General features: G+C 70.9%; 12 protein-coding genes. 7 read left to right on the top strand and 5 right to left on the bottom strand.

From position 1 onward, the window contains the following. The first annotated feature begins 14 nt into the window (after positions 1 to 14). The 4 genes from obgE (at position 15) to GV126_RS12780 (ending at position 7366) form a co-directional block, all read left to right on the top strand. On the top strand, positions 15 to 1460 hold the full coding sequence (obgE, locus tag GV126_RS12795; protein ID WP_159665796.1) for a GTPase ObgE: 1446 nt from the start codon (positions 15 to 17) through the stop codon (positions 1458 to 1460). A gap of 316 nt (positions 1461 to 1776) precedes the next feature. Then, positions 1777 to 3549 carry a stealth family protein gene (locus tag GV126_RS12790; RefSeq protein ID WP_159665794.1) on the top strand — a complete coding sequence of 591 codons (1773 nt, stop codon included), beginning with the start codon at positions 1777 to 1779 and terminating at the stop codon, positions 3547 to 3549. Beyond that, positions 3546 to 4535: a hypothetical protein gene (locus GV126_RS12785; protein WP_159665792.1), complete on the top strand. Its 990-nt coding sequence runs from the start codon at positions 3546 to 3548 to the stop codon at positions 4533 to 4535. The genes GV126_RS12790 and GV126_RS12785 overlap by 4 nt, the downstream gene beginning before the upstream one ends. A 5-nt stretch (positions 4536 to 4540) precedes the next feature. Beyond that, positions 4541 to 7366: a stealth family protein gene (locus GV126_RS12780; RefSeq protein WP_159665790.1), complete on the top strand. Its 2826-nt coding sequence runs from the start codon at positions 4541 to 4543 to the stop codon at positions 7364 to 7366. Between the two features lie 93 nt (positions 7367 to 7459). Here the strand turns inward: GV126_RS12780 and GV126_RS12775 are convergent, their stop codons facing one another. The 3 genes from GV126_RS12775 to GV126_RS12765 form a co-directional block, all read right to left on the bottom strand. Continuing rightward, entirely contained in the window at positions 7460 to 9664 is a 2205-nt protein-coding gene (locus GV126_RS12775) for a S1 family peptidase (protein WP_159665788.1), read from the bottom strand. An 83-nt stretch (positions 9665 to 9747) separates the two neighbouring features. Next, the gene (locus tag GV126_RS12770) at positions 9748 to 10290 is read right to left on the bottom strand and encodes a hypothetical protein (RefSeq protein ID WP_236569973.1); all 543 of its coding nucleotides are present in this window, start codon (positions 10288 to 10290) and stop codon (positions 9748 to 9750) included. A 230-nt stretch (positions 10291 to 10520) separates the two neighbouring features. Further along, positions 10521 to 13967, bottom strand: coding sequence for an ALF repeat-containing protein (locus tag GV126_RS12765; protein WP_159665786.1), 3447 nt, complete (start codon positions 13965 to 13967; stop codon positions 10521 to 10523). 407 nt (positions 13968 to 14374) lie between these two features. Here GV126_RS12765 and galE point away from each other — a divergent pair, with 407 nt between their 5' ends. Then, positions 14375 to 15346 carry a UDP-glucose 4-epimerase GalE gene (galE, locus tag GV126_RS12760; RefSeq protein ID WP_159665784.1) on the top strand — a complete coding sequence of 324 codons (972 nt, stop codon included), beginning with the start codon at positions 14375 to 14377 and terminating at the stop codon, positions 15344 to 15346. A gap of 233 nt (positions 15347 to 15579) precedes the next feature. Here the strand turns inward: galE and GV126_RS12755 are convergent, their stop codons facing one another. Together GV126_RS12755 and GV126_RS12750 are read right to left on the bottom strand one after the other, a co-directional pair. After that, a complete protein-coding gene (locus GV126_RS12755) occupies positions 15580 to 17424 on the bottom strand; it encodes an FG-GAP-like repeat-containing protein (protein ID WP_159665782.1) in 1845 nt (614 codons plus the stop codon). A 112-nt stretch (positions 17425 to 17536) separates the two neighbouring features. After that, positions 17537 to 18058, bottom strand: coding sequence for a hypothetical protein (locus GV126_RS12750; protein ID WP_236569972.1), 522 nt, complete (start codon positions 18056 to 18058; stop codon positions 17537 to 17539). Positions 18059 to 18846: 788 nt separating this feature from the next. Here GV126_RS12750 and GV126_RS12745 point away from each other — a divergent pair. Then, the gene (locus GV126_RS12745; RefSeq protein ID WP_159665780.1) at positions 18847 to 22275 is read left to right on the top strand and encodes an ALF repeat-containing protein; all 3429 of its coding nucleotides are present in this window, start codon (positions 18847 to 18849) and stop codon (positions 22273 to 22275) included. After that, positions 22269 to 22661 carry a hypothetical protein gene (locus GV126_RS12740; protein ID WP_159665778.1) on the top strand — a complete coding sequence of 131 codons (393 nt, stop codon included), beginning with the start codon at positions 22269 to 22271 and terminating at the stop codon, positions 22659 to 22661. Before GV126_RS12745 ends, GV126_RS12740 begins: the two co-directional genes overlap by 7 nt. Positions 22662 to 22675: the final 14 nt, after the last annotated feature.

The following is a 22675-nucleotide window of genomic DNA, read 5'->3' as shown; positions in this document are numbered from 1 at the left end:
CTGGAGGCACTGCAATGACCACCTTCGTGGACCGCGTCGAGCTGCATGTCGCCGCGGGTAACGGGGGCCACGGCTGTGCCTCCGTGCACCGGGAGAAGTTCAAGCCGCTCGGCGGCCCGGACGGCGGCAACGGCGGCCGGGGCGGCGACGTCATCCTGACCGTCGACCAGTCGGTGACGACACTGCTCGACTACCACCACTCCCCGCACCGCAAGGCCACCAACGGCAAGCCCGGCGAGGGCGGCAACCGTTCCGGCAAGGACGGCCAGGACCTGGTCCTGCCGGTGCCGGACGGCACGGTCGTCCTGGACAAGGCGGGCAACGTGCTCGCCGACCTGGTCGGCCACGGCACCTCGTACATCGCCGCGCAGGGCGGCCGGGGCGGCCTCGGCAACGCCGCGCTGGCCTCCGCCCGGCGCAAGGCGCCCGGCTTCGCGCTGCTGGGCGAGCCCGGCGACGTGCAGGACATCGTCCTGGAGCTGAAGACCGTCGCCGACGTGGCGCTGGTGGGCTACCCGAGCGCCGGCAAGTCCTCGCTGATCTCCGTGCTCAGCGCGGCCAAGCCGAAGATCGCCGACTACCCGTTCACGACCCTCGTGCCGAACCTGGGCGTGGTGACCGCCGGTTCGACCGTGTACACCATCGCCGACGTGCCGGGCCTGATCCCCGGCGCCAGCCAGGGCAAGGGCCTGGGCCTGGAGTTCCTGCGGCACGTGGAGCGGTGCAGCGTGCTGGTGCACGTGCTGGACACCGCGACCCTGGAGTCCGACCGCGATCCGGTCTCCGACCTCGACGTCATCGAGGCCGAGCTGCGCGAGTACGGCGGCCTGGACGACCGCCCGCGGATCGTCGTGCTGAACAAGGTGGACGTGCCCGACGGCAAGGACCTCGCCGAGATGGTCCGGCCCGACCTGGAGCAGCGCGGCTACCGCGTCTTCGAAGTGTCGGCCGTGGCGCACATCGGCCTGCGCGAGCTGTCGTTCGCGCTGGGTGAGCTGGTCGCCGCGGCGCGTGCCGCCAAGCCGAAGGAGGAGGCGACCCGGATCGTCATCCGGCCGCAGGCCGTGGACGACGCCGGCTTCACCGTCACCCGCGAGGAGGTCGGCGGCGAGCCGCTGTTCCGGGTGCGCGGCGAGAAGCCCGAGCGCTGGGTGCGCCAGACCGACTTCAACAACGACGAGGCCGTGGGCTACCTGGCCGACCGGCTCAACCGCCTCGGCGTGGAGGAGGAGCTGGTGAAGGCGGGCGCCCGGTCCGGCGACGGCGTCGCCATCGGCCCGGAGGACAACGCGGTCGTCTTCGACTGGGAGCCGTCGCTGACGGCGGGCGCGGAGATGCTCGGCCGGCGTGGCGAGGACCACCGCTTCGAGGCGCCGCGGCCCGCGGCCCAGCGCCGCCGGGACCGCCAGGCCGAACGCGACGAGGCGCAGCGGGAGTTCGACGACTTCGAGCCGTTCTGAGCGGACCGGCTCCCGTGCCGTCCCGAGCCGCAGCCGTGGGGCAGGTCCCCACGGGGCGGCGGCCAGGGGTGCCACGTCGCGGCGGGCGCACCGCCGGGGCCCCGACCCGGCCCGTGGACGGGCGGCGCACTGTGACAATGCCGACGCGCCTGCCCGAATGTTCCGATATGCCTGGTTTTAAAGCCGATTGATGGCGTGGCAGCACCCTGCAGGTGTGAGGTAAACACACTGCATACTTGGTATTGCCTTAGCTTTTATCGGCGGTTGTCGGCGTGCGACGTTCACCGATCGGCCGCCCATCGGAGGAGTTCCCACAGTGCGAAACCCTGAAGCGTCCCGGTTGGTCGGCGTCTATCGTCGCGCGGTGCCGGTCGGCGCGCGACGGATGATCGCGCAGCATGTGGGCACGGATCTGAGGGAGCAGGTGAAGTCCCGGATCGCCGCCGCGGCCGAGGTGCGGGACCAGGTGAAGCGGGTCCGGGTGACGCACCGGCACAAGGCCCTGCTCGCCCGGTACGACCGGCGAGTCGTCAGCGTGGCGGGTACGCCGCGCATCGCGCACGTCGTACCCGACATCACCCCGCTGCAGGCGCGCCGGGCGAACCTGGACGAGGTGATCGCCGCGCTGCGCGGCGCGGGCGTGCCGTTCTTCTGCGTGCGCTCCGCCTCCGACACGGCAGCCGCGGTCGCGGTTCGGGCCGAGGACCGCGAGCGTGTGCTGACCGCGCTGCGCCAGGCATGCCGGGCGAGACCGGGGTACGTGGTCCCGGTACGCAAGAGCGAACCGGAAGAGGGCTCCGCCCTGCCCGGCTACGGACCGGGTCCGTGGAAACGGGTGGCCCGTTCGGACGTCCTGCGGTGCACCTGGTACCTCACCGACCAGACCGGCCGTCTCGTCCTGGGCCTGCGCTACGGCTGCGACATCGAGTTCTGGCGGCAGGAGGACGGCCGGCTCCTCTCCCCTCGGCGCAACGGGATAGCCGAGGAGGTGCCGCTGGACGAGCCGGTCGTCGAAGCCGACGAAACCCTGTTCACCGACTTCGCGCCGCTGCCCGGGGAACAGCCGCTGCCGGAGGAGCACATACCCGTGCGCGTGCCGACACGGCCGGCCTTCGCCGCGGGAGCCGTCGGACGCAGGACCTTCCCCATCGACGTCGTGTACACCTGGGTGGACGGCTCGGATCCGCACTGGCTGCGGCAGCGGGCGAGCTTCTCCGACCGGCCGTACCACGAAGAAGCGGCCAACGCCGCGCGCTACCTCAGCCGGGACGAACTCCGCTATTCGCTGCGCTCGCTGCACCTGTACGCGCCGTGGGTGCGCACCATCTACCTGGTGACCGCCGAGCAGACACCCGAGTGGCTGAACACGGACCATCCGCAGATCAAGGTGGTCAGTCACAAGGAGATATTCAAGGATCCGGCGGCTCTGCCCACGTTCAACTCGCACGCCATCGAGAGCCAGCTGCACCACATCGACGGCCTGTCCGAGCACTTCCTGTACTTCAACGACGACGTGATGCTCGGCCAGGAGATCCTTCCGCAGCACTTCTTCCTGCCCAACGGTCTCGGGAAGTTCTACCTGTCGTCTGCCCTGGTTCCCTTCGGTGAACCCTCCCCGGAGGATCCGCCCGTGGCGGCCGCCGGAAAGAACAACCGCAGGCTCATCGCCGAGCGCTTCGGCGACACCATCTTCCGCAAGATGAAGCACGTGCCGCACGCGCTGCACCGCAGCGTGCTGGACGAGATCGAGGCGGAGTTCCCCGAGGAGCACCGGCGCACGGCGGCGAGCAGGTTCCGCAGCGTCACCGACGTGTCGGTGACCTCTTCCCTGCACCACTACTACGCCTTCCACACGCAGCGTTCGTTCCCCGGCGAGGGGCTGGTGTACCGCTATTGCGACGTCGGCAAGCCGAACGTCGAGCGGGTGCTGGGCCGGTTGCTGGCCCACCGCGACGCGCACGTCTTCTGCCTCAACGACACGACTTCCACGGAAGCGGACATGAGCCGCCAGCAGAACCTGATGAGCCGCTTCCTGGACGAGTACTTCCCGTTCCCGAGCCCCTACGAGCGTGGTGCAGACAACCGATGAGACAACTCCCCACCCCGCACAAGGTGATGCGCAAGGGGTACGCAGTGGTGCGCTCGGCGCGGTCGCGCCTGGACAGCCTGGTCCTGGTTCCGCCGAGCACCGATGACTGGCCGCGCGTCACCGCGGAGCATCTGTCCCTCCTGGACGGCAGGACCTTGAACTTCTGCGTCCGCGTGCCGGAGGAGCTGACCGCCGCGTCGGCCTCCCTGCTGCTGGGCGGATCGTCCCCGGTCGTCATTCCGCTCACGCTGGTCCAGCGCAGCGACGGATACGTCGAGGCGCAGGGCACCGCCGTCCTCGACCTGCTGGAGGCGGACGCCGGCCGGCAGCACCCGATGCCGGCGGGGGTGCGCAGGTTCCTGCTGGCGGCGGGACAGTGGCGGCTGTCCGTCGTCTTCACCGACGCCTCCGGTACGGAGCACCGGTACGCGGTGGCCAAGGCGCCCCGGCTGATGCCCGACGGGCCCACGGTTCCCGAGCCGGTGCGCGAGGACGGGACGTACTGCCGGCTCATCGCCTCCGGTACCGGACGCGCGTATGTGTCCCTGGGCAGGGACGAGGCGCAGGCGGAGATCGTCTCGCTGCGGATCGGCTGGTCCGAGGTGACGCTGGAGGGCCGGCTCGTCAACGCGCCCGCCGAAGACTGCTGCGGGGACGTCGAACTGGTCCGCCGCAACGGCAAGGCCACCCGCGTCGTCCCGGCGACCTGGCACGGCGACACCTTCGTCTGCTCGCTCAAGCCCGCCGACTTCGGCGACCTCGGGGCCAAGGAGCAGATCTTCGACGTGCGTCTGCAGCGTCCGCACCGCCGGTCGCTGAAGATCTCCCGTCGGCGCACCGACGTACGCACCCCCGGAGACGTCTTCCGGATGCCGTACCGCCTGCTGAGCACGGAGGACGACAGCGCCGTCCTCAGAATCAACCCGTATTACACGCCCATCGGCAGCCTCGCCTTCCGTGCGGCCCACCTCCCCTCTGGATGTTGACACCAATGAAGATCACGTTTCTCCTCACCTGGGGCGACGAGATGGGCGGCACGGAGCAGGCCGTCTACACCCAGGCGACGCACCTGGCGCCCCGGCACACCGTCGAGGTGCTGAGCGTCTTCAAGACGCGTGAGCGTCCCTTCTTCTCCGTGGACGAGCGGGTCTCCGTGCGGTACCTGGTGGACCGCACCGGCAAGACGCAGCGGCCGGTGCGGGACAGCGGCCTCGGTGCCGAGGAGTGCCGTCGGCTCGCCGGGCTGCCCAGCGAGCTGATCAACCCGTCGTGGGAGGCGACGTTCGACGCCCTCTCCGACGTCGAGATGAAACGCGCCCTGCGCACCATCGACACCGACGTCCTCATCAGCACCACGCCCGCCCTGATGTCCGCCATCGCGGATCTGGCGCCCTCCCGGGTGATCACCATCCACCAGGAGCACCGTTCGTCGCAGCTGCGCGGCAGCACCGGTGAGCCCCTGCTGCACCGGGCTCCCGAGATCGACGCGATGGTGGTGCTGACGGAACGCACCCAGCAGTGGCTGGAGGAGTCGCTCGGCAAGGCCGCCCCCCGCCTGGAGGCCATTCCGAACGCCATACCCGAGGGGTTCCGGCCCCGTTCCAGCCTGACCGGCAAGAGCATCGTGATGCCCAGCCGGCTCGTCCCGGAGAAGCAGGTCGACCACGCCATCCACGCGTTCGCCAAGGTTCTGCCGGAGTTCCCCGGGTGGCGCCTGCGCATCTTCGGGGACGGCCCGCAGCTGTCCCGGCTGCGCAACCTGGTCCAAGGACTCGGCCTGCACGACTCCGTCGAGATCCTCGGCTCCACCCAGCACATGACGGAGGAGTGGGCCAAGGCGAGCCTGGCCGTGCTGTCGTCGAAGGGCGAGGCGTTCCCGCTGGTGCTGCTGGAGGCGTTCGCCGCGGGCGTCCCGGCGGTGGCGTACGACGTCGTCACCGGCCCGGCGGAGATCATCCGGCACGGCGTGGACGGTCTGCTCGTCCCGCCCGGCGACGTGGACAGTCTCGCCGAGGCGATGGCCAAGCTCATGGGGGACGAGGAGCTGCTGCGCTCCTACGGGCAGAACGCCTACGAAGGCTCGGCGCGCTTCGCCGCCGACGTGGTCGTCAAGCAGTGGGAAGCACTCTTCACCGAACTCGTCTACCGGCGCGACGCCCCCGAGCGGATGGCCGAGCGGGCGGACCGCATGGCTCACCGTGTGGCGAACGGCGGCGCGGGCCGCTTCCATCCCGCGGTCGCCGCGGACCGGACGGCGCCGTCCTCCGGTGACCAGCGAGCCCGGGAACTCGTGATCGGCGCGGCCAACCGCTCCCTCGTCCGGGCGGCCGGCCGACTGGCCGAGGTCCGTGACGACCTGCAGGCCGTGGACATCCTCCAGCGGAACTTCGAGACGGTCGTCGCCGCGCTGGAACACCATGAAATCCCCTACGTGCTGCTGCGCGGCAGTGACGACACCCAGCGGTACCGCGTGGCCGTGGACGCCGAGCACCAGACGCGGACCCGCAAGGCGCTCGCCGCCGAGTACGAGGGCAAGGCGGTCTACGCCGAGCTGCTCAAGCCCCGCACGCACGCCCCGGGCGTGCTGCTGGCCGAACGCCTGGAGCCGGTAGGAGAGGTAGGCGGACTGCGGGTGTTCCGTCCCGTCGTCACCTCCAGCCGGACGCTGCGCTTCGGCCCCGCCTACGGGTGCGACGTGGAGTTCTGGCGCCGGGTGCCGGAGGAGGACGGCGGCGACGGGCAGTTCGCCGCGCCGTTGCGCTCCAGTGCGGCCGGATCCAGGCTGCCCTCGCTGACCGCCGACGCCACGCTGCGCGTCCGGGACCGTGAGTACCCCACGCTGGAGCCGTTCACCAAGAAGCTGGTGAACGACATCACCTTCCCCATCGACGTCGTCTACACCTGGGTCGACGACACCGATCCCCGGTGGCAGGAGCGGCGCGCTCGGCGCCGCGCCGACCTCGGCCTGCCCGCTCAGGCGTCCGGGGACGAGGCGGCGCGCTTCCGCAACCGGGACGAACTGCGCTACTCGTTGCGGTCGATCGCGATGTTCGCGCCCTGGGTGCGCAAGGTCTACCTCGTCACCGACGACCAGCAGCCCGCGTGGCTGAACACGTCCCACCCGGGCGTGGAGGTCGTCTCGCACCGCGACATCTTCACCGACCCCAGCTGCCTGCCGTCGTTCAACTCGCACGCCATCGAAAGCCAGTTGCACCACATCGACGGCCTGTCCGAGCAGTTCCTGTACTTCAACGACGACTTCTTCATCGGCCGGCCGCTCAACCCCCAGAAGTTCTTCCTCGGCAACGGCATGAGCCGCTTCTTCTGGACTCCGACGACCGTGCCGATAGGCGAGGCGACCGAGGAGGACGAGGGTTACTTCGCCGCGGCGAAGAACAACCGCCGCCTGCTGGAGGACCGCTTCGGGGTGACGGTGACTAACGGCTTCGCGCACGCCCCGTACGCCCTGCGCAAGAGTGTGCTCGAGCAGATCGAGGCGGAGTTCCCCGACAGCGTGGCCCGCACGGCGGCCAACCCCATGCGCGGTTGGCGCGACGTCTCCATGGTCTCGTCGCTGCACCACCACTACGGCTACCTGACGGGTGCGTCCGTGCCCGGCAGTATCCGGTGCGCTTACATCGACGTCGGCACCTACGCCCGGCACCCCGAGCTGACGCGTCTGCTGACGGCCCGCGGACACGACGTGTTCTGTCTCGCCGAGTCCCCGGACGCTGAGGTCCCCGCCGAGGAACAGGCCCGCATCATCGGCTCCTTCCTGCGCGCCTACTTCCCGGTCAAGAGCCCGTACGAGCTCTGACGCGGGAGCGCGCGGCACCGAGCGCGACGCGAAGAAGGGGGGCTTCCCCGGCCCGAGAGCCGGGGAAGCCCCCCTTCTTGGTTCCGGTCCGAACTAGCGGACCACGTAACCGAAGCGGCCACCGGCGGCCGGCAGACCGCCCTGGCCCGGCGTGTACGTGGTGATCGCGGCGTTGGAACCGCCCGCGGTCACGTTCGACATCGGCAGGGCGTACACCGTGCCGTAGCTGCCCGGCCCGTACGGCATGCCCAGGTACAGCTTGGTGCCGGTGTAGTGGATGCTCTGGCCGAGGTGCTGGTTGGCACCCGCGGGGCCCGGGATACCGGAGGTGCCGGCCTCGATCCAGCGGTTGTTCGTGTCACGGGAGCTGAGGAGCGAGAACGTGGTGATCGCGCCGGCCTTCGCCGTGGTGCCGATCGCTTCGTCCGTCAGGCCGACGGCCAGCTTCATCGTCGCCGTGGTGCTCACCTCGCGCGGCGCGGTGTTCACCGCGGCCACGGACTGGCCGAAGCGGTCGCCGGCCTCCGCGGTTCCCGGGACGGCGTCGTCGGCGGTGCCGGAGTGGTAGACGTACATCTCCTTGTACGAGCCCGCGGCGGTGACGTCGAACGTGATGACCTCACCGGCGTCGGCCTTGCTCACACCGTCGATGTCCAGGTCCTCACCGGGAGAGCCCACCGCGAGGATGGAGTCGGTCGCGGCCGTCGCTCCGGACGGGCGGTAGGGGACCAGGGCCAGGGACTTGCCGAACTGGTCGCCCGCCTCGGCGCCCCCGGAGACGGTGTCCAGGTCCTGGTCGAGACCGAACAGCGGGGTCGGCCGGCCCTCGGAGTTGAGCTTGTGGCTGAAGACCGCCAGGTTGCCGGCGCCCGCGTCGGTGCCGATGGTCTCGTCCGGAGCGCCGATCGCGATGTGGTTGGCGTCGGCCGCGACGACGGCACCGAAACCGTCGTTGGCCTCCACCGCGCCCGGCACGTTCGTGCTGTCCTGGCTGATGCCGATGTTGGTGTCGCCGTGCACGTAGACGGCCATGCCCGCCTTGGCGACCGAACCGATGGACTCGCCCGGCATACCGATCACCACGAACGGCTCGCCGTCGGCGGTGGTGCCCGCGGCCACGGCCGCACCGGTGCGGTCGCCGGACTCGGGGGCGGACCCCTTGAGGGCGCCGTTGCCGTAGCCCTGCTCGAAGTGGGTGTCCTTGAGCGTCCCGGTGCCGATGCCGCCCGGCGCACCGTAGAGGATGTCGACCATGCCGGCGTCGGTCGCGGTGCCCAGGTCCTCGGAGGGCGTGCCGACGACCAGGTCGGTGCAGCCGTCCTGGTTGTAGTCGACGGTGTCCGTGGCCTCACCGAACCAGTCGCCGGCCTCCGCGCCGCCCGGCACCCAGTCGAGGTCCTGGTTGATCTCGGCGGTGCCCTTTCCGCCGCCGTACACGATCCGGACGACACCGGCTCCGTCGTCGCCGCCGACGGCCGCCTTCGGGTCGGAGATGGCGACGTCCTCGACGCCGTCGCAGTTGAAGTCGGTGACGGGCAGGGCGCCGACGGTGGACTTCACCCAGGAGCTCAGGTCGTCGACACGGGCGGCGACGCCACCCGTGCGGCTCTCCGCGGCGTCGATGCCGAAGCAGCCGCCCTGGTACGAACGACTGGTGAGCGCCACCAGCTGCGCGGTGCCGTTGACCGTACGGACCACCGGGCCGCCGGTGTCGCCCATGCAGGCGGCCGCGCCGTCCTTGCCGGTGACGTCGGCCGTGGTGGCGCCGGCGGCGTCCACGGTCAGCGCGCCGGTGTGCAGCTTCAGCGGCGCCCACTCGGTCTTGTTGCGCCCGTACCCGGCGAACTTCAGCTCCTCGCCGGCGGCCGGCGCGCTGGTGGCCAGTGCGACGGGGGCCACGTTGGTGACCGGGCGGTCGAGGCGGGCCAGGACGACGTCGCGGTCGGTGCGGGGCACGAGCTGGACCACGTCGCGCACCGCTCCGTCGGAGCCGCTCAGGTCGGAGCGGCCGATGGTGGCGGTGGTGTGCTTGGCGGGCTTGCCCGCGGGCACCGACAGGCTCGTCGCCGGGTCGTCGGCGAAGCAGCTCGCCGCGGTCAGCAGCCACTCGGGGGCGACCAGCACGCCGGAGCAGCCGCGGTCGTGATCGCCGACGATGACCTGCGCGGTGTAGCTGAAGGAGTTGTCGGTGACCGGCGTGCCGGTCACCGCGGACGCGGGCGAGGCGCAGAGCGCCACCGGGCCGACGACCAGGGCGGCTGTGAGCGCGGCGAGACGCAGATGTCTCGTGTGTCGCATGATCTGATTCCTTGGACTCGAGGTCTGCCGGGCCGAGCGGCCTCGGGCAGCGTGGGACAAGCCGACGGGGCGTGCGCCCAGGGCTACTTGGTGGTTCGGATTTCCACGAGCATGAATTCGCGGCCCTGTTCGTCGGCGCTCTCGCCGACCGCGGTCCAGGTGTTCTTGTCGATGTCGAAGGACTTTTCCTCGGTGCCGGTGGTCATGTCGACCTGGGTGGCGTAGTCGTTGCCCTTGATGCCGTAGACGGAGGGGATCTCCAGGGTGAGCCAGCCGGAGTTGCCGGTGACCTGGAAGCAGATCTTGTCCTTGCTGCGGGCCCAGACCTCGAGCTGTCCGGTGCCGCTGACGCAGTCGGCGAGGGTGATGTGGCCGTCGCCGCGCTTGAGGACGATGTTCTTCTCCGCGAGGATCTTGTCGGCCTGCGGGTAGTTGAAGTCCTCTACGGCGTAGCCGGGAGCCTCGCCCGCGACGGGTGCCGTCGCCCGGCTGTCGGTGGTCGGGGCGGGGGAGGAGCCGGCCGGGACGGCGAGCCAGGTCAGGGCGCCGGCCGTGGCCGCGGCCAGCAGCGTGCCGACGATTCTTTTGCGCTTCGGCATGGCCGAGAGAGCGCTGAGCGATGTCATGGATGTCCTATGAGTCGGTTACGGTGAAATAGGGGAGTACGCCCGGAACGGGGCTGTTCGCCGCCGGGCGGACAGCGTGGCGCCGGGCGGACAACGGGGCGACGGGTACGGCGCGGCCGTACGGCACGACCTGCGCCACCGGGCGACAGGACCGCGCCCGCGCCCGTGATGCTTGCCGAAGCCGGAACCCCACTGCCGTGCGGTGAGGTTCCGGCCCGGTCCGCATGCGTCTAGAAGATGGAGTTCCATCCGTCGGAGATGGCCCCCCCGATGTCGGAGGCCACATCGCCGACCTTGTTCCACGACGTGGTTGCGAAACCGACCGCGGGACCGACCAGTTCGTGTCCGACCCGGGTGGCGAGCACCGTGCCGCTCTTCAGGCCTTCGGCGCCCCACTCGATCACATGGGACAGGCCGGGCACCTTGATCTTGCCCAGCGTGAAGCCTCCGGTGAGCGCGCCGACCGCCAGACCGGCGACGGAACCGAAGAACGCGTCGGAGGTCCATCCGTCGGTGAAGCCCGTGATGACGGCCGAACCGATGCCCGTGACCCAGGAGATGGTGCCCGCCACACCCGCGATGGCCTCCCCGGCGGGCGGGGGAATGAGCAGGCTGAACGCGGCGACGGTCCCGGAGACGGCGCTGATCGCGTTGAGGGCCTGCGCGACGTTGCGCCAGTCGTCCTTGCTGCCCCAGCCCTCGGGGTTGTCGACCTTGTCGTTGTCGCTGGTGTCGGCAGGGTCGACGCCGTTCTGCTGGTTCTGCTTCGCCGCCTGCGCCGCCGCCTGCGCGGCGGCAGCCAGTTCCTGCTGACGCTTCTGGGCGGCGATCGTGCGGGCCTCGGAGGCGGCCTGTGCGGCGGCCGCCGCGTCCTTTCCGGCCTCGTAGGCGGACTGGCGTGCGGCGTTGGCCGACGCCTGGGCCTGGTTGGCGGACTGCACGGCGGCAGCGGCGGAGGCCACGGCCTGGTTGGCGGAGTAGTTCGCCCGCCGTGCGGCGCTGCGCGCGGAGGCGGCCGCGGCCTTCGCCTTGTCCGCCGAGGCCTGCGCGTCCTGTGCGGAGCGTTCGGCGGCGTCCGCGTTCGCGTCGGCCTGCTGGGCGTAGTCGGCGGCCTTGTCGGCGGAGGCCTGCGCCTTGGTCGCCCACTGTGCCGCCTCGTCGGCCGCCTTGCGGGCATCGGCCGCGGCTTTGGACGCTTCGTAGGCGTCCTTCTGCGCCTCCTGGGCGATCTTCGCCGCGTGGGCGATGGAGGCCCGGACGGCGGCGACGTGGGCACTCCAGTCGGAGTCGAGCTGCGCGGTGCGGTGGTGCACGGTGGTGACGAAGTCACGCCGCATCCACGACGGGCCCTCCAGCGCGACCTGGGCGGCCGCCTTGGTGTACGGGCCGGCGGTGTCGAGGATGGAGAGGACGGCGACCTGGTCGTCCTCGACGACCTTGTCGGCGTAGCCCAGGAAGAAGTCGTGCAGGGCCTTGGCCGAGCCGTCGTCCAGGGCGGCCTGCGCCGCCGCCTTGACGGCGTTGCCGGGGTTGTCGGCGAGGATGCGCAGGATGGCGATCCGGTTGTCCGCCGCGGCGGCTTCCAGGATCCCGGTGGTCAGGAAGTCGCCCACGGCCTTGGAGTCCTCGGCCGACAGCGCCGTCTGAGCGGCGTTGGCCACGGCTTCGGTGGAGACCTTCGCCAGGGCGAGGACCGTCTCGCGGTCGTCCTGGGTCTGCGCGATCCGGCGGTCGGTGGAGACCCAGGCCAGCACGTCCTCGTCGGCTCCGGCCAGGGCGTACTCGGCGGCGCTCCGGCTCCAGGTGCCGATCGTCGTGGAGATCAGGTTCATCGCCGCCCGGCGGCCCAGAGCGACGGCCTGGGCCGTGTCGCCGGAGGAGTAGGCGGACTCGGCCTTGGCGATCAGGTCCTTGGTCGCGGCGTCCAGGGCGTCCGCCTGGGTGGCGGCGTTACGGGCCGCCTCCCGGTCCTCGGCCTCCGCCTGCGCCAGCTCCCGGGCCTCGGCGAGCGACTGCTCGGTCTCCTCCGCCAGTTTCTCGGCCTCGGAGTCGCGCGCCGCCTGCTCCACGTCCTGGGCGTCCTGGACCGCCTTCACCGCTGCTTCGGCGGCCTTCACCGACTCGGCGGCCCACGCCGTGGCCTTGGTGGCGTAGTCGGCGGCCTGCCCGGCCGCGTCGGCGGCCTCGTCGGCCGCCTTCGCCGCGTTGTCGGCGTGGGTGGCGGCGGAGTTGGCCGCGTCACGGGCGGTGCGTGCCGCCTGCGCCGCGGTGTTGGCCAGGGACTGGGCGGTGTTCGCGGCCCTGGTGGCCCGGGCCGCCTGGGCGTCCGCCTCCGCGGCGGCGGCCTTGGCGGCGGCCGCCTCCGACTGGGCGGCACCGGCTGCCTGCGCGGCAACTGCGGCGGAGTTGGCCGCGGAGGCCGCGTTGCGCGCCGCCCCGGCCGCGGCGGACCCGGCTGCCGCCGCCTGACTGGAGGCGGTCGCGGCCGCGTCGGCGGCGGCCGCCGCGGTGCGGGCCTTGGCGGCGGCGTTGCGGGCGCCCTGTGCCGCGGCCCGGGCGGCGCTGGCCTTGGAGGCGGCGTGGGCCGCCGCGATGGCCGCCGAGTAGGCCGCGGACGCGGCTCGGCCGGCGGGCGCCGCGGCCCGGGCGGCGGCGGTGGCGGACAGCGCCGCGCGGCGGGCGGCGTTGTGCGCGGCGGAGGAGGCCTGGACGGCGGTGCGGGCGGCGGAGGCGGCGCCCTGGGCCGCGGAGGCCGCCTTGCGGGCGGCGGCACCGGACTTGGCGACGTCCTCGCGGGCCGCGTCGGCCTCGGCGGCGGCCTTCTCGGCAGCCTCCTTCGCCTTCTCGGCGGCTTGCTGCGCCTTGTCCGAGGCGGCGACGGCGCGGTCGGAGGTGAGCTGGGCGCGCTTGCCCTCGCGTTCCACGATCGCCACCAGCTGATCGATGGTGGCGCTCTCCTGGTCCCGGGCCCGCGCGATGTACTGGCCGGTGGTCAGGAACCAGTTGATCGCCGACGGGGAGCCGTCGTCCAGGGCGCGCTCGGCGTACTTCTGCACCTCCGGAGAGGCGGTGGAGAGGATACGGAACACCTCGGCCCGCTCGTCCTCCTGGCGGGCGGTGATCTGGGTGTCCAGCAGGAACAGCGACAGGGCGTCGCTGGTGCCGTCGGTGAGGGCTTTCTGCGCCTCCCGCCGGATCGCCGTACCACCGGCGTTCATGATGGACAGGGTGGTGACGCGGAGATCCTCCAGTTCGGCGGTCTTGTATCCGCCGGCCAGGAAGGCGGCGATGGCGTCGTCACCGCCGTCGAGCGCGGCGGAGGCGTCACGGGCCGTGCCCTTGCCGCTGGCGGGCAGGGCCTTGAGGAGGGCGAGGCGGTTGTCCTCGGCGGTGGCCTGCGCCAGCCCCTGCGACAGGAAGCCGTCGACATCGGCGCCGGTGCCGGTGAGCGCCTGGGCGGCCACGTTCTTGACCGTGCGCCCGCCGATCTTCCACGCGGTGACCGCCCGGGCCCGGGCGGTGTCGGGAAGTTCCGGGAGCCTCGGCAGATCCGCTCCGGTCGTGGACGTGGTGGCGGCCAGTGCCCGGGAGGGTGCCGCGAGCGGGATCGCGGTCGCCGCGGTGGCCGCCCCGATGGCGGTGAGGACGCGGCGTCTGCTCCAGTAGGTGGTGTCCAAGGAATGTCCCCCCTCGTTGTGTGTCCGGCGTCGGCGCGTGGTGTCCGCCGACGGAACTGCCGGGCGTGTCGTGAGCCCGAGGGGTGAACCTATGTGCGACGCGCCACAAGTGACCACCCGTCAGGAGCACGCGAGGCACATGAGAAAACCCACACCGGTCGTATGGCCGTATTCGCCTGGATACTCCGGGTGGGATCGGTTGCGGACGGGGCGTGTGCGTGTTTCGATGATGTGATCACGTCACGAACACAGACGCTCCGCTCCCCCTCCGGCGTCGGGCGGCCCGGTCGCCGCGCTCGACTTCGTCATCGCCGGAATCACCCGAGATGCCCTGATCTGCCGGATTCGATTTCGTGCAGGTCATGGGCGAAGGTGGTCCCAGCTGTACGGACGGAGGAGGCACAACGATGAACTGGTTGGTCACGGGTGGAGCCGGGTACATCGGCGCCCATGTGGTGCGCGCCATGACCGAGGGCGGCGAACACGTGGTCGTCTACGACGACCTGTCCACCGGTGCGGCCGACCGCGTGCCCGCCGACGTGCCGCTGGTCGTGGGCAGCGTGCTGGACCAGGAGCTGCTCGAGCGCACCTTCCGTGACCACGACATCGCCGGTGTGGTGCACATCGCGGCCAAGAAGCAGGTGGGGGAGTCGGTCGAACGCCCCCTGTACTACTACCGGGAGAACGTCACCGGCCTGCAGACCCTCCTCGAGGCCATGACCGCCGTCGGCGTCGACCGGCTCGTCTTCTCCTCCTCCGCGGCCGTCTACGGCATGCCCGACGTGGACCTCGTCACCGAGGACACCCCCTGCGTGCCCATGAGCCCCTACGGCGAGACCAAGCTGGTCGGCGAGTGGTTGATCGCCGCCGCGGCGCGCGCCCACGGCCTGAAGGCCGCCGCCCTGCGCTACTTCAACGTCGCCGGGGCCGCCACGCCGGAACTGTCCGACTCGGGGGCTTTCAACCTCATCCCCATGGTGTTCGAGCGGCTGGAGGCCGGCGAGGCGCCGCGCATCTTCGGCGACGACTACGCCACACCGGACGGCACCTGCGTGCGCGACTACATCCACGTCGCGGACATCGCCTCCGCCCACCTCGCGGCGGCGCGGCGCCTGGCCGAGGCCCCCGCGGGCACGTCCCTGACCCTCAACATCGGCCGGGGCGAGGGAAGCTCCGTACGACAGATGGTCGACCGCATCCTCAAGGTGACCGGCCGCGAAGACCTCGCCCCCGAAGTCACCGCACGCCGCCCCGGCGACCCCGCCCGGGTCGTCGCCTCCGCCGACCGCATCCACGCGGAACTGGGCTGGAGCGCCCGCCACGACCTGGACGACATGATCGAGTCGGCCTGGCTGGGGTGGCGCCACCGGCACGGCTGAGCCGCGTCTTGTCGCTCCGGCCGGGCCGGTGCCCCCGGCACGGCTGAGCCGGGGGCGATCGGTGTCGGACCGCGGTACCGCTGAGCGCGCCGCGGCAGGAGGACCATGGTCCGGCGGCCGCGGCCCGCTGCCGCCGGGCGGCCCACCTGTACCGGCCGGACGGCGACCCCTGCCCGCGCCGTACGGAGGAGCGGACAGGGGGAGAGGTCAGACAGAGACGTTCGGGCCACTCGTCACCGCAGGGCGCTGTCCCAGTCGAGGTGCGGGCCGGTCATGCCGTCACCGGTGCTGGTGAAGTTCCACAGGCCGTGACGGGTACGGCCGTCGGCGCTGTGTCCGTAGTCGTAGAAGACGGCGAGGTCGCTCTTGCCGTCACCGTTGAAATCACCGGACACGGGCTGGCTGGCGTTCCAGTTCCAGCTCGTGGTGCTGTCCCAGACCTTCTTCGCCGGCGCGACGCCGGTGTCGGTGCCCGCCATGGTCCACAGACCGGTGTGGTTGCGGCCCTCGCTGTCCTGACCGTAGTTGTACAGAACGCCGATGTCGGCCTTGCCGTCACCGTCGTAGTCGCCCGAGGTGAGCTTGCTGGAATTCCAGTTCCAACTGGTGTCGCTCGTCCAGACCTTCTTCGGGGAACCGAGGCCGTCGGCACCGCCGACGAACCACAGACCGGTCTGGTTGCGGCCGTCGGCGGCCTGTCCGTAGTCGTACAGCACGGCGACGTCCGTCCTGCCGTCGCCGTTGAAGTCGCCCGACGTCAGTTTGCTGGCGTTCCAGTTCCAGCTGCCGGTGCCGCTGTCCCAGACCTTGGCCGGTGCCTGGAAGCCGTTGCCGACGCTGGTGAACACCCACAGGCCGGTGTGGTTGCGGCCGTCGGCGGTACGCCCGTAGTTGTAGAGAACGCCGATGTCGGCCTTGCCGTCACCGTTGTAGTCGCCCGAGGTGAGCTTGCTGGAATTCCAGTTCCAGCTCGTGCTGCCGCTGTCCCACAGGATCGTCGGTGCCCGAAAACCGTCCCCGGTGCTGGTGAAGATCCACAGCTTGGTCCGGTTGACGCCGTCGGCGTTCTGTCCGTAGTTGTAGAGAACGCCGACGTCGGCCTTCCCGTCTCCGTTGTAGTCGCCCGACGTGAGCTTGGTGTTGCTCCAGGTCCAGCTGGTGTCGCTGTTCCACGTCACGCGCGGCGCACGCAGCGCCGTGCCGTCGCTGTCGAACACCCACAGACTGACCAGACCGCGGCCTGCGGCGTCCTTCCCGTCGTCGTACAGCGCCGCGACGTCGGCCTTGCCGTCACCGTTAAAGTCGCCTGCGGTCACCTGCGCCTGCTGGGGCAGACCGCGGACCTGCTGGATCCACGCGTTCAGATCGTCCACGCGGGTGTCGACCGCTCCGGTGCGCGTTTCGTCGGCGTCCACGCCCCAGCAGCCTCCCTGCCAGGAGCGGCTGTGGACGGCGACGAGTTCGATCGTTCCGTTCTTCTCGCGCACCAAGGGGCCGCCGGCGTCACCAGGGCAGATGGCGTCGCCGTTCTGCCCCGTGAGGGACAGGCCGGTGTCCTCCACGGTGTCGGTGGTGAAGGCCCCGGTGTGCTGCCTGAGCGGCGACCACTCGGTCCTGGTGCGGCCGAATCCCACGGCTTCGAGGGTCTCCCCCGCGATCGGCGGGGTGGTGGAGAGCGCGACCGGGGTGATCCCTGTGGCTGGCTGTGCCAGGCGCCCCATGACCAGGTCGCGCCCTGGGTAGGGGACGAGCTCGGTGATCTCGGTCGCCATGCCGGCCGTGGTGGTCAGATCGGGGCGGCCGACGATCACCTTGGCGGTCTTGGCGGGTTTGCCGGCGGCGGGGACGGCACCTGAGGCCGGGTCGTCCACGAAGCACGATCCCGCGGTGACGACCCATGAAGGGTCGACCAGGGCGCCGGAGCAGGCGCGCTCGCCGTCGCCGATGTCGATGCGAGCGGTGAAGGCGTAGGCGTTGTCAGTGACTTCCGCGCCCACCACTGCGTCGGCCGGCGCGGCGGTGAGCAGGGCCGGTGCCGCGATTGCGGCTGCGACGCCGACTGCCCATGCCCTTGACATGGAAAAGCGTCTGTGAGACATGTGTGGCTCTTTCCAGGAAGGCGTATCCGGTGCGTGGCATGAAGTGACTCTCGGAGTGGATCCACCCAAGAGACGCGCAATCGCACCAGGGCTACTTGGTGGTTCGGATTTCCACGAGCATGAATTCGCGGCCCTGTTCGTCGGCGCTCTCGCCGACCGCGGTCCAGGTGTTCTTGTCGATGTCGAAGGACTTTTCCTCGGTGCCGGTGGTCATGTCCACCTGGGTGGCGTAGTCGTTGCCCTTGATGCCGTAGACGGAGGGGATCTCCAGGGTCAGCCAGCCGGAGTTGCCGGTGACCTGGAAGCAGATCTTGTCCTTGCTGCGGGCCCAGACCTCGAGCTGTCCGGTGCCGCTGACGCAGTCGGCGAGGGTGATGTGGCCGTCGCCGCGCTTGAGGACGATGTTCTTCTCCGCGAGGATCTTGTCGGCCTGCGGGTAGTTGAAGTCCTCCACGGCGTAGCCGGGAGCCTCGCCCGCGACGGGTGCCGTCGCCCGGTTGTCGGCGCTCTGGGCGCCGGAGGAGCCGGCCGGGACGGCGAGCCAGGTCAGGGCGCCGGCCACTGCTGCGGCCAGCACGGTGCCGACGAATCTCTTGTTTCTCGGCCTTGCCACGATTGCGCCACGCGCCTTCATTGAAGTCCTTGGGGTCGATGCTGGTGGTACGTCAGAGCGCGTACGGTTGCGAGCGTCGGCTGCGACGGGCCGGGTCGGCAGAAGCCGGCGCGAAATGAGCACACTCAGAAATGTGCATGGCCATGGAACCGCCCCCCGAAATGAGCCATCGGTGTGAGAGGACTCTCCGCATCGCAAGTGCGAAACTCGCCCGCAGCTTCGTTCATCCAAGCTGGAATTCTTGATCCATGTCCACAGGGCGAAGGGTGGCAAAACACCTACTTGGCGCGAGTGCAGGGTGGCGTACATCACATGACTGACAGATCGTCGCCACATATGTGAAGGTTTTCGTCGATGGCCAACTTGGCCAAAGATGAAGGCAGTTCGCCCTCGACTGCGCCGGTTTCGCCGCGACGGCCGAATTGTCGAAGGACCGTCAAGGATGAGTAAAAAATTCGTTGATTTCTCTCCCTTTTGTGGATGACTGTGTCAGGCGGGGAGGGTCGCCCGTGGTTTTGCAGCCCTCCTTTACGTGCACCGAAAAAGTGTGTGAGGATCCCTTTTCGATTGGCACGCAACAGAGGTGACGGGGGAATTGTGACCGTGCGCCGAAACGGGGCGGCCCGCACGCACGCAGCACGGTCATCGCAGCCGATGGCCGCCGCGCCAGGCGCTCAGAGCGCCCGCCGCCTCAAGCTCCACCGGCTCCCACCACAAGCGCGCCCGCCGGTGTCGCGTGCCACCGGCCACTCCGCTCTGTCAGTCAGCACCTCGAGGACGACATACACATGCAGACAACTTTCTGGAGCAGACGGCGCCTTATCACCGTGGCAGCCGCCACCGCGGCAGCCACGGCACTGCCACTGAGCAGGACGTCCCAGGCCTTCGCCGCCACGACCGGCACCGGCGACACCCCCACCATCCCCTCGCTTCCCGACACGCCGCGGGCCAAGGCCGTCGCCGCCTGGCAGGGTGGTGGCAAGGCGACCAAGGCCGCTGCGGCCGCCGCGCTCGTCGGCACCGACGCGGACGTCGAGGCGTTCCTCACCACGGCACTGCCGGCCGCCATCGCCGAGGACAACCGCGCCGCCGTCTTCAAGGCGCTCTCCCTGGCCGGCAAGGGCACGATCGCCGAGATCTCCCGCGTCCTGGAGGCGGGGGACGCGGAGATCTCGGCCTTCCTCGCCGGCGGGTACAAGACGGCGCAGGCCGAGGACATGCGCGTCCTCGCCCTCACGCTGCAGTCGGTGGGCGGCAGGAGCGTGCAGTCCGCCGCGCAGGCCGCCCTTGACGACGGTTCCGGCGACGCGCTGCTGAAGTTCATCACCGACACCCAGTTCTCCGCGCGTCTGGAGGACGAGACCGCCGAGGTCTTCAAGATCCTCAACGGTGCCGGGCCCGAGCTCAGTACGTACGCACAGCGCGCCCTGGACGACGGCGGCCCCGACGCCATCCGCTGGTTCCTGGAGATCGGGCAGAACATCGCCCGTGCCCGGGACGACGAGGCCGCCTCCATCGAGCAGCTCGTCGCCGTCACGGAACGGCAGTCCAAGCGAGCCCAGTTGTCGACGGAGAAGGCGAAGGAGGAGTCCGACAAGGCGAAGACCGCCGCCGCCGAGGCCAAGAAGGCTGCGCTGGAGGCCGCCGACGAGGCGCAGGCCGCCAAGGAGGACGTCGCCAAGTCCGCCGCCGCCGCCCGCAAGGCCGCGAGCGCCGCCAAGGGTGCGGCCAACGCCGCGTCCATCGCCATCTCCGCCTCCTACGCCGCCCAGACCGCCGCCCGCAAGGCCGCCTGGGCCGCGCACGCGGCGACGTCCGCCGCCGCCACGGCCGCGCACGCCGCCTCCGCCGCCTACCAGGCGGCCATGGCCGCCTCCAAGGACGCGTCCAAGACGGCGGCCGCCAAGGACGCTGCGATCGCCGCCCGCACCGCCGCGGCCAGGGCGCGTACCGCCGCCAAGGCCGCCGACGCCGCCAAGATCGCCTCCGCCCAGTCGGTCGCGGCGGGCAACTCGGCCGCTGCCGCCGCCCGCGACTCGGCCGCCGCCGCGAACGCCGCGGCCACCGCCGCCTCCGCGGCCGGCGCCGCCACCTCCGAGGCCGCCGCAGCCCGCGCCGCCGCCGCCGAGGCCGACGCCCAGGCCGCACGCGCCACCAGGGCCGCCTCCTCCGCACAGTCCCTGGCCGACACCGCGGCGACCGCGGCCGCAGCCGCCCGCGACGCGGCCAACTCCGCGGCCGACCATGCGGAGAAGGCGGCTGCCGCGGCCGACGAGGCGGTCAAGTACGCGGGCCAGGCCCTGGACTTCGCCAACAAGTCCACCGCGTACACCAACGACGCCCAAGCGGCGGCCGATGCCGCGGTCAAGGCCGTCCTGGACGCGCAGGAGGTGGAGCAGAAGGCCCGCGACGCGGAGCAGGCCAGGCTCGACGAGTACACCGAGCAGGGCAAGGCCGACGCCGCCGCGCTCGCCGAGCTGGAGAGGCAGGACACTGAGGCGGCCCGCAACCAGCTGACCCAGCAGCAGGCCACGGACTCGGCCACGCTGGACCTGATCGCGGCGGCCGAGAAGGCGTTCAAGGACGGCGACCACCCGAGCGCCGTGGACCACGGCCGCAAGGCATGCCTCGCCCTGTTGTCGTCGCACGGCACCTGGACCCGCGAGGCCGCGGCATTCGCGCTCGCCGCCGGTGACGAGGCCATCCTGACCTGGATCGACACTGACCGGGTTATCGCGCAGAAGCAGGACGACCGCGAGACCGTCCTGTTCCTCAGCACGGTCTCCACACCCGATGTGGCGGCCGCGGCACAGGCGGCCCTGGAGTCCGCGGACGACGCCGCGCCCGCTGCCTTCCTCACCACCGGTGCGATCGACGCGGCCAGGGAGGACCAGACCGCGGCGATCTTCAGGATCCTGGCGGGCAATCCCGGCAAGGCGGTCAGACAGGCGGCGAACGATGCGCTCAATGACGGCTCGGCGAAGGCGGTGCACGAGTTCTTCACCGTCAAGTACGCGCCAGCGCAGGCCGAGGACGACAACGTGGCCGTCTTCTCGGCCGTCGACTCCGCGGGCCCGTACACCAAGATGATGGCGACCGTGGCGCTCGAGGGCCCGAGCTGGATGCGCCGCAACTTCGTCACCACCGTCTATCCGCGGACGCTGCAACTCGACGCGGACTCCGCGTCCCACATCGCGGCCATGCAGGCCATGCTCGCGCACGCCGCGAAGCTGGCGCAGGACGCGACGACGAACGCTGCCTACGCCCAGAAGGTCGCGGCGGAGGCGCGCAAGGCGTCGGACGAGGCGCAGAAGTGGGCCACCGCCGCAACGGAATCCGCCGCCAAAGCGCAGACGTACAAGCAGCAGGCGGAGGCCCACGCGGACGCCGCGGAGAAGTCCGCGGCCGAGGCCCAGGCATCCGCCGACAAGGCGAAAAGCGCGGCGCTGGCCGCCCGGAGCGCCTCGCGGCGTGCCAACTACTCGGCCAACCAGGCGACCGCCGCCGCGGCCGCGGCGACCATCTCCGCCAACAACGCCCAGGCTTCCGCCAACGCGGCCGCCGCCTCCGCACTCCAGGCCGGCAAGGACGCCACCGCGGCGGCGAAGGCCGCGTCCGAGGCGAGGCAGATCCTCGCCACCAAACGTAGGCAGGAGCAGATCGCGGCGGCCAAGGCGGCCGCGGAAGCGGCCGCGAAGGCCAAGCAGAACGGCGTCGACCCGGCGGACAACTCCGACAACGACGGGGCGAAGGAACCGTACAAGTTCCTGGGCGGTACGGCCGATGACTGGAAGGGTGCCGCCGACACACTCGGCACCATCTCCACTTACACCGGCTACGCCGCAGCTCTCTCGCTGCTGGTCCCGCCGCCGGCCGGTGAGGCCCTGTACGGGTTCTTCGGTGGGGTGTCCCTGATCACCGGTGTGGCCAGCACGGTCATCTACGGGTTCGCCGAGGGGCCGTTCTCCTCGGACTGCCTGACCTCGGCGTTCGGTGTGGCTGTCGGTGTCTTCACCACCGGCCTTCCGTGGGGCAAGTTCGGCGGGGTGATCGGCGATGCCCTCGGACCGCTCGAACACGGCGCCCTGTCCGTCGGCGCCCAGATCCAGCGCGTCGGTACGGCGGCCCTGTCGCCGGCCACCGGCGCCATCGTTGCCGGCGGCAAGGCCGTGGGTGATGCCATCAGCGACACCTGGCATGATCTGACGCCATGGTGAGCGACCATGTCACCACAGCAGGCTGGGTCCTCGTCGCCGCCGTCGTCACCCTCGTCCACCTGGTGGCGATGCGCTGGTGCATGCCGACCCCCGGGGCGAAACTACGCGTCTCGGTCGCGCCGTTCGTCGGCCTGGTCTTCCTCGTGCCCACGGCCGTGCTGAGGGGCTACTCCCTGCCCCACACGCTGTACTTGTACAGCTGCGTCCTGCTCATGTTCGTCATCATGCTGGTGCCGGTGCGCAAACGGGTGATGGCCGACATCGTCGAGCAGCGGCAGAAGCCCTGGGAGAAGGTCCCGTTCAACACGGTGAGCCTGTACTGGGTGACGTTCTCGGCCACCGGCTGCATCATCGCGATGATCTACCTGTGGCCGGTCCTCGCATAGCGGGCCGCACCGCA

This window comes from Streptomyces mexicanus, from assembly GCF_902506575.1.
GTDB lineage: Bacteria > Actinomycetota > Actinomycetes > Streptomycetales > Streptomycetaceae > Streptomyces > Streptomyces mexicanus.
Note: the sequence above shows the minus strand (reverse complement) of the source record. Positions and strands in the feature narration are given on the sequence as shown.